The 14,055-nt window shown below is 55.4% G+C and carries 15 protein-coding genes and 1 tRNA gene; 7 read left to right on the top strand and 9 right to left on the bottom strand.

Going from position 1 to position 14,055, the window contains the following annotated elements; genetic code table 11:
• Nucleotides 1–38: 38 nt before the first annotated feature.
• The 6 genes from HFP51_RS00300 to HFP51_RS00275 form a co-directional block, all read right to left on the bottom strand.
• Nucleotides 39–461 (bottom strand): very short patch repair endonuclease, encoded by a 423-nt coding sequence (locus HFP51_RS00300; RefSeq protein WP_370462923.1) that lies wholly within the window; start codon nucleotides 459–461, stop codon nucleotides 39–41.
• A gap of 31 nt (nucleotides 462–492) precedes the next feature.
• Complete coding sequence (dcm, locus tag HFP51_RS00295; RefSeq protein ID WP_176873780.1) at nucleotides 493–1,557, bottom strand: DNA (cytosine-5-)-methyltransferase; 1,065 nt, start codon at nucleotides 1,555–1,557, stop codon at nucleotides 493–495.
• 627 nt (nucleotides 1,558–2,184) lie between these two features.
• Nucleotides 2,185–2,283, bottom strand: coding sequence for a hypothetical protein (locus tag HFP51_RS14765; protein WP_370462964.1), 99 nt, complete (start codon nucleotides 2,281–2,283; stop codon nucleotides 2,185–2,187).
• Nucleotides 2,284–2,451: 168 nt separating this feature from the next.
• A complete protein-coding gene (locus HFP51_RS00285; RefSeq protein ID WP_176873778.1) occupies nucleotides 2,452–3,132 on the bottom strand; it encodes a hypothetical protein in 681 nt (226 codons plus the stop codon).
• Nucleotides 3,133–3,144: 12 nt separating this feature from the next.
• Complete coding sequence (locus HFP51_RS00280; protein WP_176873777.1) at nucleotides 3,145–4,359, bottom strand: site-specific integrase; 1,215 nt, start codon at nucleotides 4,357–4,359, stop codon at nucleotides 3,145–3,147.
• Nucleotides 4,360–4,498: 139 nt separating this feature from the next.
• A tRNA-Ser gene (locus HFP51_RS00275) sits at nucleotides 4,499–4,587 on the bottom strand.
• A 127-nt stretch (nucleotides 4,588–4,714) separates the two neighbouring features.
• On the opposite strand from HFP51_RS00275, the gene hspQ reads away from it, so the two are divergent.
• Together hspQ and HFP51_RS00265 are read left to right on the top strand one after the other, a co-directional pair.
• Nucleotides 4,715–5,098, top strand: a complete 384-nt coding sequence (gene hspQ, locus HFP51_RS00270) for a heat shock protein HspQ (RefSeq protein WP_176873776.1) — start codon at nucleotides 4,715–4,717, stop codon at nucleotides 5,096–5,098.
• Nucleotides 5,099–5,165: 67 nt separating this feature from the next.
• Nucleotides 5,166–5,960: a triacylglycerol lipase gene (locus HFP51_RS00265; protein WP_176873775.1), complete on the top strand. Its 795-nt coding sequence runs from the start codon at nucleotides 5,166–5,168 to the stop codon at nucleotides 5,958–5,960.
• Here HFP51_RS00265 and HFP51_RS00260 read toward each other — a convergent pair.
• The gene (locus HFP51_RS00260; protein WP_176873774.1) at nucleotides 5,957–7,426 is read right to left on the bottom strand and encodes a wax ester/triacylglycerol synthase family O-acyltransferase; all 1,470 of its coding nucleotides are present in this window, start codon (nucleotides 7,424–7,426) and stop codon (nucleotides 5,957–5,959) included. The two genes, HFP51_RS00265 and HFP51_RS00260, sit on opposite strands and share 4 nt — an antisense overlap.
• A gap of 227 nt (nucleotides 7,427–7,653) precedes the next feature.
• Between HFP51_RS00260 and HFP51_RS00255 the strand changes: the two genes are divergently transcribed.
• Nucleotides 7,654–8,538: a sulfotransferase domain-containing protein gene (locus HFP51_RS00255; RefSeq protein ID WP_176873773.1), complete on the top strand. Its 885-nt coding sequence runs from the start codon at nucleotides 7,654–7,656 to the stop codon at nucleotides 8,536–8,538.
• On the opposite strand, the gene HFP51_RS00250 is transcribed toward HFP51_RS00255, so the two are convergent.
• Nucleotides 8,531–9,139 carry an N-acetyltransferase gene (locus tag HFP51_RS00250; RefSeq protein ID WP_176873772.1) on the bottom strand — a complete coding sequence of 203 codons (609 nt, stop codon included), beginning with the start codon at nucleotides 9,137–9,139 and terminating at the stop codon, nucleotides 8,531–8,533. The genes HFP51_RS00255 and HFP51_RS00250 overlap by 8 nt on opposite strands.
• The gene (locus HFP51_RS00245; RefSeq protein ID WP_176873771.1) at nucleotides 9,132–10,307 is read right to left on the bottom strand and encodes a winged helix-turn-helix domain-containing protein; all 1,176 of its coding nucleotides are present in this window, start codon (nucleotides 10,305–10,307) and stop codon (nucleotides 9,132–9,134) included. The genes HFP51_RS00250 and HFP51_RS00245 overlap by 8 nt, the downstream gene beginning before the upstream one ends.
• A gap of 183 nt (nucleotides 10,308–10,490) precedes the next feature.
• Between HFP51_RS00245 and HFP51_RS00240 the strand changes: the two genes are divergently transcribed.
• From HFP51_RS00240 to rpmA, 4 genes are all read left to right on the top strand, one after another.
• On the top strand, nucleotides 10,491–12,179 hold the full coding sequence (locus tag HFP51_RS00240) for an alpha/beta hydrolase (protein ID WP_176873770.1): 1,689 nt from the start codon (nucleotides 10,491–10,493) through the stop codon (nucleotides 12,177–12,179).
• A 51-nt stretch (nucleotides 12,180–12,230) separates the two neighbouring features.
• Nucleotides 12,231–13,079 carry an alpha/beta fold hydrolase gene (locus HFP51_RS00235; RefSeq protein ID WP_255454710.1) on the top strand — a complete coding sequence of 283 codons (849 nt, stop codon included), beginning with the start codon at nucleotides 12,231–12,233 and terminating at the stop codon, nucleotides 13,077–13,079.
• 123 nt (nucleotides 13,080–13,202) lie between these two features.
• The gene (rplU, locus tag HFP51_RS00230; RefSeq protein ID WP_176876461.1) at nucleotides 13,203–13,721 is read left to right on the top strand and encodes a 50S ribosomal protein L21; all 519 of its coding nucleotides are present in this window, start codon (nucleotides 13,203–13,205) and stop codon (nucleotides 13,719–13,721) included.
• 2 nt (nucleotides 13,722–13,723) lie between these two features.
• Nucleotides 13,724–13,990 (top strand): 50S ribosomal protein L27, encoded by a 267-nt coding sequence (gene rpmA / locus HFP51_RS00225; protein ID WP_176873769.1) that lies wholly within the window; start codon nucleotides 13,724–13,726, stop codon nucleotides 13,988–13,990.
• Nucleotides 13,991–14,055: the final 65 nt, after the last annotated feature.

Below are 14,055 nucleotides of genomic sequence, written 5' to 3'. Positions count from 1 at the left end.
CTAAATATGCAAATCTTTCGAGTAACGATTGAAGTGCGCTAGCCAGCTTTTTTTCCTTCCAACGCCAGCACTCCCTTTCCGTCCCGGATGAAATCCGTCAGATCATCGAAGAGAAGCGATCGGTCCACTTTTTGTCTCCCCTTAAGCGCGCATTCCCATACGGTCGCTACCTTCCAACCTGAGGCCCTGAGCGCACTAATTGAAGTTTGGTCTCGTCTCATATTTGCTTCGATCTTACTGCGCCAAAATTCCTTTCTGGTTGTCGGCCATCTGAACATCTCACATCCGTGACCGTGCCAAAAACAACCATTCACGAAAACAATTGCACGATAGCGTTTCAAAACGATATCCGGTTTGCCTGGCAGGTCGGAAGAATGAAGCCGAAAGCGAAACCCGCGCTTGTGTAGTCCGCTCCTGATCAGCAGCTCGGGCTTGGTATGTGCGTGCCTGATCGCCGCCATATTGCGACTTCGAGTCCGCGAATCATGGACGTCAGGCAACGGCCTGCAGTGTTTGTGGCTTGGATTTTTTGATACGTTCGATTTCGGGCAACATTATTCGGGCGACTTCCTCGAAAACTGGCACCGCCACCGAGTTACCGAACTGTTTGTATGCTTGAGTATCTGACACGGGAATTCTGAAGGTGTCGTCGTAACCCATCAATCTGGCACATTCTCGTGGTGTAAGACGGCGCGGATTCCGACGGCCATCTTGTTTGACCAATATCTCTGACCCATCCTTGTAGTATCTGGCAGAAAGAGTTCTGCAGGTATCATCAGGCCCAACTAGTCCATAACCAAATCCATTGCCCGCAGCGCGGTGTTTCTCCGCGTAGCCCTGAAGGTAGTTCCAGAGTTTATCGCTGAGGGTGTATTTGGAATTGACTTCAGCACGCGGCCCTAATGTGTATTCGCCTTCGGGATCTTCACTTCCATCCTCAGGATGCAAAATTGACGACATCTTCGTCTGACCAATTGGAGGCAGGACAAGTCTATCCCATGAAAAACTTGTCGGCTCTTTGAAGCCAACGATCACTATGCGCTCCCGGTTCTGCGGCAAATAATGGAGCGCATTGATAACCCGATAGTGAAGCTCATACCCGAGGTCTTCCTCAAGCGTTCGGCGGATGACCTCAAAGGTTCGCCCTCCATCATGACTTTTCAGGTTTTTCACATTTTCGAGAAGAAATCCTGCAGGCCTCCATCGTTTCAGGATCCTGACGACATCGAAAAAAAGTGTCCCTTGAGTGAGGTCTGCAAAACCGTGATCCCGGCCGAGCGAGTTTTTCTTCGAAACACCTGCAATGGAGAATGGCTGACAGGGAAATCCCGCTAAAAGGATATCATGGTCGTCGATTTCGCCCGCCTGGACATCACGCAGATCCCGACCATCCACTTTTCTGTTATCTCTGAAATTCGCTTCATAGGTTTGCTGTGAAAACCCGTCCCATTCGGAAGAAAATGTGCAGTGCGAGCCAACCGCATCGAACGCCCTTCTCAGGCCGCCGATACCAGCAAAAAGATCAACATGCCGGATTGCTTGCGTCGCCAATTTCATAACTCCAACGGATGGCAATTAGCTACTCGTGTCATTTTACGACCGAACGGTCAAACAAAATGTTCTAACTATGTTCCCAAATCTGTGAACAATGATCATGGTGCGCGAAGCATCTGATTCTGGGGTTCAATACTAGAGAGTCTGGCAACATCAGAAGCAAACAGAAGCTGTCTTTTCAAAGTATCGGGCGCAGCTTGGTCAACTAGCTGAAAATCGCAGATTTTGGTCGATTTACAAAGATGAAGAGTTTGCTGGAAAGGACAAAGTTTTTGCCAGAATGCGCAGTCGCGGCCCCTCTACTAGTTACCGGGTTCTGGAATACTAACTGAATATTGGAGAGGTTTGAGATTTCAGGCATAGGTCGCCTACCCCCGCCTGTGGCCGGGGCAGACCCTATGCCTGATTCAATCTCACCAATATCTCCTGAACATCGGAGTCGGTCGTCGAACTTGGCACCACTGGTCCGGAGGTGGCCAGCAGTTTGGCTGCTACTTACGAGGCTGTCCTCCGCCCCGCCGATCGCCCTTCAGCCTTTCGGTCTGGGCTCCCGCTTGACCGGCCCCACCTGGTAGCGGAGAATATTCAGATCGCCAGGTGTTTTTAGCCGTCCCGATCTGAACAGAAGCATCATGCCGAAGAGCTCGTATCAATCAGTTCATCGATACTGGTTCTCGTCACAAGATTCCGACTTCCGATCTTGCAGGACTGGAGTTCACCCGTCTCCATAAGCTTGTATACGGTCGATCTGCCGACACCGAGCAGGGTTGCAGTTTCGACTATGCTGAAAAGCTTAGGAGAGAGATTCGTTTCCATGTTCTGCCTGATCATTGAAGATCGACGCAGGATGGCCGCGGACAACGCTGGAAAACAGGTAAAAGAGAATCCGCGTTTTACTTATTTCTTCCGACGCCTGCCCGGTTGAGGCAAATTTTCGAGTGTGATCGAAAGACCTGGTGATATTCCTTCCAGAACCCTGTCCTTCTCAAACAAATATCCACGAGCTTTGGCTTGCTGGATATGCCTCTGATATGCCTTGCGAATAGATTCTTCGCCTAAATTGTAACCACCCTCGTCGCAAATCGCCTGAACAGCTTCAGACAGAGTCTCACCCAGTGAATCAACCCGCTGAAGAATGTCATATGCTATCCATTCATCAAGCAGACGGGTCGAGTGACCGGTCAGCGAGAGGCCATCAAGCTCAGCGTTTTTCCGTAGCCGAAGATCCAGCTTGAACGGGAATACAGACAGAGGTTGGAACAGATTAATAATCGCAATTGTTGCTTTTCGATCGAGATGTTTTCTGAGAATTCGCATCAGCGAGAAGTTCTTCCTGCTGACTGTTTTTTCGCCGTCGTCAACAATGGGTGCCAGGTCCATGACAGTGACACAGCCAAGAAGCAGCTCAAAATACTGGAAGAAAACAGGATCCAGCTCGTAAAGCTCCCGCATTCTTTCGCGAAGCGCGGATTTCTGATCTTCATCAAGATCGCCGCTTGCCAAGGCGCGGATTGAGGCATCGAGCTGAGCGGCCAGTAGTTCATAGTCGATTTCCTCGTCTTGGCCTCCAATCCTCATCGACCTCTCCGCTCAATTAAGCTCATGAGAAAAATCGGAGAATGAAGTATCCGGATCGGACTTTCCCTCCGCCTCGGACCACGGCATCAATAGAAACTCGCTCCATGCCTGCATAAGATCGCGACGCTTCTCGAGGAAATTTGTTCGACGATAGGCTGCTTCTGTCTTGTTCGGGATCGAATGTGCAAGAGCTGCCTCGGCGACCTGTCCGGGTAATCCTGATTGCTCAGCTGCCCAGTCCCGGAAGGATGAACGGAAGCCGTGCACAGTGTATGGCAGTTGATAGTCCCGCAGGATCTTGAGCAACGTCATATCAGAAAGCGGTTTGCGCGGCTGCTGTCCCGGAAACACGAGATTTGACCCTGCTATCCGCAATTCACGCGCTCGATTGAACACTTGTGCAGCTTGCAAAGAGAGCGGCACCATATGTGCTTTACCCGCTTTCATTCTTTCTGCCGGCACGGTCCAGACGCGGTTTCCAAAGTCGATCTCGTCCCAGGTTGCTCCGCGTATCTCGCCGGATCGGGCAGCTGTGTGAACAAGCGCTCTGAGCGCCAGCCGGCCGATAGATTCGGTTTCTTCCAGCTGCGACACGAATGCAGGCACGTCCTGCCACGGCATTGCCCTGAACCGGCCACGCTGTTTGGGCTGTTTAGGCAGTCCTTTGTTGACCGCTCGCATCGGGGCTTCCCGAGAGCGCCAACCGCGTGAGTGAGCAAAGTCTAATACGGCACCGATACGCTGCCTTACTCTGCGGGCTGTCTCTGGTTTGGTAAGCCAAATGGTATCGAGAACTTCACATATTATCGGTGCATCCACATCGGCAAGGACGAGGTCGCCCAGCCTTGGCAAAGCATAGGCCTCCATTGTCGACATCCATTGCGCTCGATGTTTCCGGTTTTTCCATGTTGGCTTGTTGGTTTCGAAAAAAGCTTCGGCTGCCTCGCGGAAGGTCTTCATGCGACTGGCCGCTCTTCGCCGTTCAACGATGGGGTCAAATCCATTCTTGACCATCCGGCGATAGTCGCGCGCCAGTTGCCGGGCTTCCGACAGAGTCACGTCTTTAAGGGAGCCAAGTCCAAAATCACGCCTGCGCCCGTTTTTCTGGATTCGCATGACCCAGGATTTCGAGCCGCTCTTGGTAACATTGAGCATCAGACCATCGCCATCGACATAGCGTCCCGGCTCTCTGATTGCCCTGATGCGCGTCGTATTTAGACTTCCCAACTCCGTTTCCCCACATTTATACCCACACTAGACTGTGGATGCAGGCAAATGTCAACGGACGCGCGTGGGCAGATATTCGAAATAACTGCTTATTTCCAATCTAATGTTGGACAGCCGCAAATATCTGTGGATGAGGTGATGGCGGAGAGGGTGGGATTCGAACCCACGGTACCCATAAGGCACAACGGTTTTCGAGACCGCCCCGTTCGACCACTCCGGCACCTCTCCGCATGAGTAGGGCACATCGGCGGATTTCGCCGTGCTGGCCGTCCAAGCGGCGCGCATTAGCTTACCCCACAGCGCTTGCCAAGTCGGTCCTTGCCACCAATGACCCGCGATCCTACATTATTGGACAATGGAACCTGATATCCCCTCCGCGCGCGAACGCAGCATTCTCGCGAAAAACGCGCCATCTGTGGCACATGCGAGCTTTACGATAGGCGATATCGTGAAGCATCGGATGTTCGATTTTCGCGGCGTGATATTCGATATCGACCCGGTTTTTGCCAATAGCGACGACTGGTACGAGGCCATTCCCGAGGATATCCGGCCGCACAAGGACCAGCCCTTTTATCACCTGCTCGCCGAAAATACGGACAGCAGCTATGTCGCCTATGTCAGTCAGCAGAATTTGCTGCATGACGAAAGCGACGAACCCGTTGATCATCCAGCCATTTCCGGCATATTCGACGGCATCGAAAAAGGCCGCTACACCTTGCGGCCAGAACATCGACACTAAATCCTGCCGATATGTGGAGCGGACGGGGTATTAGAAAAATCCACATAAGCGGGAGGAGTTACTAGTTTTGGCTACAGCAGCACCGGCGTCACCGCCGCATATGGTCCCACGTCCGTCACGCCTATTGGCATTTTCTGAGCTTCACAGGGCGATGTTTGAGATGGCAACCTTGCCGCTCACCTCTCCCCTTCTCTATTCTGCGCCACGTGGTGATGGGCACCCGGTAATGGTGTTGCCGGGCTTTATGGCCAGCGGTCGATCGACCAAGGTCATCCGGCGGTATCTCGACCGGCTTGGCTATGACACATATTGCTGGGACCTGGGCCGCAATCTCGGTCCGCGCGCAATTGGCCACGATGGCGAGCATCTGATCGACAAGCTGCATGAGATCCACCAAGAGACCGGCCAAAAGGTGAGCCTCGTTGGCTGGAGCCTTGGCGGATCCATGTCGGCCCAGCTTGGCCAGCGCGTGCCAGAAAAAGTACGTCAGGTGATCACCCTCGGCTCGCCACTGCGTGGCCGTGCACAATCCACATCCGTATGGCGCGTCTACGAAGCCGCCACGGGCGAACGCGTCAGCAGCGACAAGGTGCGTGAGCAAATGGCTGAATTGGCTGGCCCACCCAAGGTGCCGACCACGGCGGTCTACTCAAAGGCCGATGGCGTCGTGCCGTGGCAAAATTGCTGCGTCACGGAAAGCGAGCATTCGGAAAATCTGCGCGTCTATGGCAGCCATTGCGGCCTCGGCGTCAATGGACCGGTGCTATATCTGATTGCCAACCGGTTGGCTCAGCCGGAAGGTGAATGGACACCTTTCGAACGCGAAGGATTGGAGCAGGTGGTCTTCCCCGCCAACTCCTAGCTGGCTTTCGCTTTCTTTTTTGCTGGTTTCTTGGCAGCCGATTTTTTCTTGGCTGGCTTGCGCTGGCCTTTTGCCAAAGCCGTTTTGAGCTCCTCGAAGCTTTCGCGCAGCGCTGCAGCATAATTTTCCGGATCGCTTACCGCACTGCGGTCGGCGGTAAAGGAAACCGTCAGCACCCCACCCGAGCTATAGACGATATTAATCAGTCCCATGCCGTCAAAAATCGGACCGACACCGAATTGTTCGATCAGGCGCGCACCGGCGAAATAGATGTCCATGGGCGGACCAGGAACGTTGGTAACGACGCAGTTATAGGCGGGCGCATGGGCGTTCGCGAGACCCGCTCGGGCGTATAAGCGTGCCCCAAGCCCCATCAACGCACCGGGTGTCATCCCGCTCATGCGTGACAAGTTTCGCGCACCGATAGCGCTGGTGAGGTTTTTCGATTTCTGCGCCCGATCCTGAACATAATTGAGCCGCTCGACCGGATCCTCGATATGCGTACCGAGCCCGACAATCATGGCCGATACCTGATTGCCCAGATCCGCCTTCTGATCTTCCTTGCGCACCGATATCGGCGCCATGGCCGTCATATCGTCGACCGGAAGATCATTTTTCGAGATGAGATATTTGCGCAATCCGCCGCCGATGACCGAGAGGATGGTGTCGTTCACCGTCGCCCCTTCGACCTCGGCCTTGATCGCTTTTATCTCGGCTAGCTCAAACCGCACGCCGTCAAACACCCGCTGGGATGAGACCGTCTGATTGAACAAGGTGTTCGGTGCCGTTCCACTAACCGGCAGTTTCAATTCCTGGGTCAATAAGCCGGCACCGGCCTTGGCTAGTCCCGGGATGCTCCGCGCCATGATCTCTGCCGCCTTGAACGGCTGCCGCACGGCATTCACCTGGGCTCGGATCAATAATTCCGCGTCTGCCGGTTTGTTGTCCGGCTTCCAATCCATATCGAATTCGCGCTCGGGGAGATCCGGCGTGAGGTCATGAACGGCCGTTGTGATCTCAACGCCCGACATGCCGTCAATCGCGGCATGGTGAACCTTGGACAGGATCGCGATGCAGCCCTCCGGAAGCCCTTCGATATTGTCGAGCCCTTCAATGACCGTGAATTCCCAGAGCGGTTTGTTCAGATCAAGCGGGCGCGAATGAAGACGCGCGGCGAGGATACACAGCTGCCGCCAATCGCCTGGCGCTGGGAGTGCGATATGACGTACATGATATTCGAGATCGAATTCGGGATCTTCGATCCAATAGGGATGGTCGAGATCGAATGGCACGCGGACGAGGCGCCGGCGAAACGCCCAGGCGCCGTCCAAACGGCTTTCGATAAAACCCAAAACTTCCTTGAAGCGCAATTTGCCATTGGGCGATGTCGACGGATCATAGATTGCCAGCGATCCGATATGCATCGGCGTCGACGGCGTTTCCATGTACACGAATGCCGCGTCCATTGGGCTCAACTGTAGCATCATTCTCTCCCTGGCAGGCCCGGTTGGTCCGGATTCTCTTGCATGTTGATCCTGATGCTACGGTAATTTCGTAAAATTTGATACCGCTTCGCGAATCCAGAATCATTCCCTTCCCGAAACGATACAGCTTCAATATGGCTGGCAAAGCCTGCCGACTAAGTTGTTTCGCGAAATCTTTGCGGTAAGGGTTTCACATAGGGGGGAAATCAATGAAGCAACTGAACACACGCCGGGAGTATCTGGGGCCTATCACTGACACGCGCCGTTGGAATCATTTCGAGCCGCGCAATGATGACATATTCGTCTGTACGCCGCCGAAATGCGGGACGACATGGACCCAAGCCATATGCGCCATGCTGGTGTTTAAGACCGCCGATCACGGCCAGAAACCGGGCGTAATCTCTCCCTGGTTCGATGCCATGGCCTTTGCGCCCGTGGAGCAGGACGCGGCGATGTTGGAGGCGCAAGAACATCGGCGCTTCATCAAGACCCATTCGCCTTATGACGGCATCCCGCATTATGCGGATACACAGTATCTGGTCGTCCTCCGTGATCCCCGGGATGTCTTTTTCTCCGGTCTCAGCCACCGGGACAATATGTCAGAAGAAGAGCTGGCCTTTGCGGTTTTCCCGAGCGGCGAGAATGCGTTTATCGATTGGCTCGATCGGCAAGCGCCGGATGGCGAATGGGATCTGGTTTCACTGCATGCGATCACCCATTTTCTTGCAACCTATTGGGAGCATCGCAACGCACCTAATGTTCACCTCCATCACTTCTCGGACATGAAACGAGACCTGCGCGGCGAGATCGCGAAAATGGCCGATGAAGTTGGGATAAAGGTCGATGATGCCAAGCTAGCCGAATATACAGAAGCGGCGACCTTCGACAGCATGAAGCGCAACGCCGACCAATTCGCCCCTGGTGCTGGGACCGGAATATGGAAAACCGAACGCGATTTCTTTGCGAAGGGCGCGTCCAATCAGTGGGAGGATCGGCTGAGCGATGCCGAGCTCGCAGCGTTCGACGAACGGCTCGCTGCCCTGCTTCCGCCGGATGCGGCGCAATGGTTGCTCAATGGGGGCGATGCTAGCTAGGCTTGCGCCACATCGCTTCCAACGGCGGCGCGCCCGGCGCGGGATTGAAATGCTCCATATGGGCAAAGCCATGACCGGCATAGAAGCTGTGATTGCGCGGATTGGAATTTTCCAGATAGGCCGGCAGTCCAGCTCTATCCAGGGCTTCCAGCATCGGCGCCAACAGCCGGCGCCCCAACCCCTTCCCTTGCCCCGAAGAATGCACACCAATCGTGTACAAATAGGCATGCGGCTCGGTCGGCTTTTTCCGGGTCATTTCAGCTTCGGCCCTCAGCCCCCGACGAGCCCCGCCAATCCCGGCATGTCGGATCATTGTCAGTGCAATGTCGAGTCTACCCCATAGCGATGGTTGCTTGGGCGCTCCCGGTAACAGCCACATCGTCGCGCCTACATCCTCAATCAGATGGCAAACCCCGTGCGGCAAATAGAGATAGCGCGCCTGCCGTCCAAAGATCGGCGCCATCGCCCGCGTGTTGCCGAATATCCAGCTGGAAACCGGATCATTCTGAAACGCGTCCGCCGTGATCGCGCCCATGGTCTGCCAATCGCTCGGGCCAGCACGTCGCATCTCTTCAGGCAAGCGGATATCGAGATCAGTCACTGCGGCTACTCTCCTCCCAAATCACCGTCTTGCATCCGACAAAGCGGCCAAGGCGGTCAAGTTCGGCATGAAGCTTGTCCCATCGTGGTGGCCCCCATTTGACGCCGGATTCCGGCCAGACATTGTGCACGGTCAACGTGCTCCGCTTCCTGTCCGCCTTGGCTTCGACGCGGCCGACAAATCGGTCTCCTTCGAGTATCGGCATGACATAATAACCCCATTTGCGTTCGGCAGCGGGTACGAAAATCTCGATCCGGAAATCGAACCCGAAAAGCCGGGCGAGACGCTTGCGATCGCGGACTGCCGGATCGAAGGGATTGAGGATACGCAAGCGCGAGGTCGGTTTGGCAAGGGTTTCGAGCCGCGCTTCGATATTGGTCGGTGCCAGTGCCTTGATCAAATTGCCGGCGGCATCGGCAATCTCGACCTCAATCAGATCGTTCGCAACGGCGGCACGCCAAGCCTTGACCTCGCCCAGCGCCGTCGCCGCCCAGAAGCGCATGATGTCTCCCTCGCTGCCAAAGGCCAGACGATCGAGCGCGGCGCGACAGAGCCAATCCACCTGCTCGGCATCCGAAATGTCGGGCTCGCGATGCAAATCCGGGATTACGCGTTCGGTGATATCGTAGAATTTGGTGAAGTTTGTCCGGTGCGAGGTGGTGAGCTCGCCAGCATACCACATATGATCGAGCGCCATTTTGTGCGGCGGGCGCACCCACATCGCCTTTTTCGGAGCCTTGCTATCAAAGGCATGGGTCGAGAGTGGCCCCTCCTCCTCGATCCGCGCCCGGATACCCGCGCGTTCCGTTGCATCGGGCATGGCGCGGGTCTGTTCCCAGCGCGCCGTCTGTTCGCCAAGGCGTTGGAATTGGCGCTGCCAAAAGGGAAAGGTTTCGATCGGCAGGACTGAAGCGTCATGGGTGAAATGCTCGAAGATATTGCGATCTTTGGCGAGCAAGCGATCGAGCATCGTTTCGCGGTAATTCTGATTACGCGACCACAGGATGTGATGATGCGCGCGGGCAACCGCCTGGATCGTATCGAGCTGGACGAAGCCAAGCTGCCGGATGATCGCCATGACATCCAGCTGACCCACCGGTGTGTCCGCCAGTCCCTGCGCCTCAAGCCAGAGCCATCGCGCGTCACGGTTAGAAATCTTCAAGGCCATGCAATGCTCTTGCCCGAACAGGAACAAAAGGGGAAGATCATGATCCCCAGAGAGTGGAATGAGAGTTTTCGGCGGCACAGCGCGCATCGCATCCCGAAACGGCACAAGCAAAATGATTGACATTGCAGGGCGAGCAGCGGCACGCTGAGAAAAACGGCCGAACACGGCCAATGGAGGGAAGTCATGGCTCAAGACGGCCAACCGCTCGAAGGCGAACCTGAAGTCACGATGGCGCTGGGACCGTTAGTCGGTCTGGCGCGCGAGGATTTTGTTGGCGCGATTGCGATGTTGCTGCGCGAAACCGCCACGGATCCACAACGCACATTCAAACATGCACAAAGCTTCTCCGAGGATGTCGTTCAGATCATGACCGGCAAATCGGAGCTGGCCCCCAATCCGCGTGACAAACGCTTCATGGACCCCGCGTTCAGCTTCAATCCCTTCTACAAGGCCGGGATGCAGTATTTTCTCGCGGTCGAGAAAGGCACGAAGCACTGGATCGAAGATCTTGAGCTTGATGCGCTGGAAAAGGACCGGGCGAGCTTCATCTCGCAAATCGTGATCGATGCGCTGGCGCCGACCAATAGTTTCGCGCTGAACCCGATGGCGCAGAAGCGAGCCATCGACAGCGGTGGCCTCTCGCTCGTGAAGGGCTTGAAAAATGCCTATGACGACATGGTCAATAATGATTTCATGGTCAGCCAGGTCGACAAGAAGCCGTTCACCCTGGGCGAAAATGTCGCGAGCACGCCGGGCGCGGTCGTCTATCGCGAGGACATGTTCGAGCTGGTCCAGTACAAACCATCGACCGATGATGTGTACGAAATCCCGCAGCTGACAATTCCGCCGCAAATCAACAAAATGTATATCAACGACCTGTCACCCGAAAAAAGCGTGGTGAAGTATCAGATCGATCACGGCATCCAGACCTTTGTCATCAGCTGGCGCAACCCTACGGACGAAATGGGCGTCTGGGGCATGAGCGAATATGTCGATGCCTGCGTCCGCGCCCTCGACGCCGTTCAGGAAATCACCGGCTCGGACAAAGTCAACGTATCGGGTGGCTGTTCAGGTGGCCAAACGATGTCCGTACTGCTGTCCAAGCTGGCATCGCAAAAGGATGATCGGATCGGTGCAGCCACGATGATGGTCTGCGTCCTCGAGCCAAAACCCGGTGATACCGAGGCGAGCTCGTTGATATCCGAGAATGGGGTCGCGCTGGCCAAGCAGCGGGCCAAGCGCCAGGGCGTAATCGAGGCCAGTTCGCTCGCCCGCGGGTTCGCATGGTTGAGGCCCAATGATCTCATCTGGAACTATGTGATCAACAACTATCTGATGGGCGAAGATCCGCCGGCGTTCGACGTTCTCTTCTGGAATGCCGACGCAACCAATTTGTCGGCCACGCTGATGGGTGATTTTCTCGATCTGTTCGAGGCCAATGCCTATGCAGAGCCTGGCACCTACGAAATCGCTGATCACACGCTCGATCTGAAAAAGGTAAAGAGCGACATGTTCATCCTGGGCGGCGTAACGGATCACATCACGCCATGGCGCGCCTGTTATCGCTCTACGCAGCTCTTCGGCTCGAAGGACGTCGAATTTGTGCTGTCCCAGTCGGGCCATATGCAGGCGATCCTCAATCCTCCGGGCAATCCGAAGGCCAAATATTTCAAGTCCAAGAAGAAGGGCAAACCGCCGGCCTCTGTGGATAAATGGATGGACGGTACCGAGGAGATCAAGGACAGCTGGTGGCCCTATTGGATGGAATGGCTGCAAAGCCGTTCTGGCGATGAGAAACCGGCGCCAAAATCGCTGGGGAGCAAGGCCAACAAGGCCAGTGACCCGGCACCTGGAACCTATGTTCTGGAATAGGCACCGGACACACTCGTCCCGCGTTTAGTTTCAGTTACCAGAAAGATTTTCATGTCCAAATCCAGCCATATGGAACCCCCGGTGTACACGCTTGAATCCGTTGGCGGCCGCGAGCTCCAAGTCGCGTATTGGCGCTACAAGGGCCCGCCAAACGGTAAGCCGCCACTGCTGTTCTTCAACGGTATCGGCGCGAATACCGAGGTCGCGGCTCCGCTGCCGACAATGCTGAACGATCGCGATTTCATCACATTTGATATGCCGGGCGTCGGAGAATCGCCGGAACCGACGATTCCCTACAACCCTTTCACCATGTCTCACGTCACGAACCAGCTGCTCGAACGCTATAATATGCCGCTGGTAGACGTAATGGGCGTGAGTTGGGGCGGCGGGATGGCCCAGCATTTCACACTCCAGCACAGCAGCAAGGTCAATCGGCTCGTCCTGGTGGCTACGACAGCCGGGATGCTGATGGTGCCCGGTAAGTTTGAAGCGCTCTCGAAAATGGTCGATCCGCGCCGCTATATCGATCCGAAATTCATGGAGACGCATTTCGAGACGCTGTATGGCGGATCGACGAAAGGGTCTGACGGCCATATCCACCGCATTAAACCGCCCTCGAAGATCGGCTATTTCTACCAGCTCCTCGCGATGGCTGGATGGACGAGTGCACCGGCGCTGCCTTTCCTGCGCAAACCGACACTGATCATGACGGGTGACCGCGACCCCATTGTTCAGCCGATAAACGGCCGAATCCTCAACTTGTTGATCCCGGGCAGCGAGCTTGTGATTATCGAAGATGGGGGCCATCTGTTCATGCTGAGCCATGCGCAGGAATTTATTGATACGGTCCATGAATTCCTGGATCGGGACCAGAACGAAGAAAGTGCCGACGCAGCCTGAATTTAGACGGCGCTATCGGTTGACATAAAGGCCGACATCCCATATTTGGCGCGCTTTCCCGCGCGGGGCCTTGGCCCTGGCCTTGAACCTGCGCGGATCGCAGAATTGATGAAAGTTGGTACCATGTTCGCAGTCGTGCGCACGGGCGGCAAGCAATATCGCGTCGCTGAAGGTGATGTAATCACCATTGAAAAAATCGCTGGTGAAGCCGGTGATTCGGTCTCGTTTGACGATGTCCTGATGGCTGGCGAAGGCGCCAAGCTTGAAGACGTCAAGAATCTCTCCGTCTCGGGTGAGATTGTTGAACAGGGCCGCGGTGAGAAAGTCATCGTCTTCAAGAAGAAGCGTCGCCATAATTACCGTCGCAAGAACGGCCATCGCCAGATGCTGACCCAGATCAAGATCACGGGTATCGGCGGCAAGAAGAAAGCGGCTCCGAAGAAAGCTGCAACGGCAAAGGCTGCTGACGGCGAAACGGCCAAAAAGGCTCCGGCTAAAAAGGCGCCTGCCAAAAAGGCAGCGCCTAAAAAAGCTCCAGCCAAAAAAGCGGCTGCCAAGAGCACGACGGCAGCTAAAAAGGCTCCGGCCAAGAAAGCGCCCGCCAAAAAGGCAGCGCCGAAGACAGACGATAAGGACGCGTAACCATGGCACATAAGAAAGCAGGCGGTTCGTCGCGCAACGGTCGCGATTCAAACCCGAAATTCCTGGGCGTCAAAAAGTTCGGCGGCGAGAACGTCGTGGCCGGCAACATTATCGTGCGTCAGCGCGGCACCAAATGGATTCCGGCAAACAATGTTGGCCTTGGTCGCGATCACACGATCTTCGCACTCGTGGACGGTGTGGTCCGATTTAAAAAAGGTCGCAACAACCGCACCTATGTGGGTGTGGAGATGGCGGAAGCGGCCGAATAAAGGACAGTCGATAAAGGGCTGTCCTCTGGGAGGGCAGCCCGATGGTTCCGGAAACGGGGCCGATT

The sequence above is a fragment of the Parasphingopyxis sp. CP4 genome (genome assembly GCF_013378055.1).
In the GTDB taxonomy this organism is placed as follows: domain Bacteria; phylum Pseudomonadota; class Alphaproteobacteria; order Sphingomonadales; family Sphingomonadaceae; genus Parasphingopyxis.
This window is presented reverse-complemented; position numbering and strand designations above follow the sequence as displayed.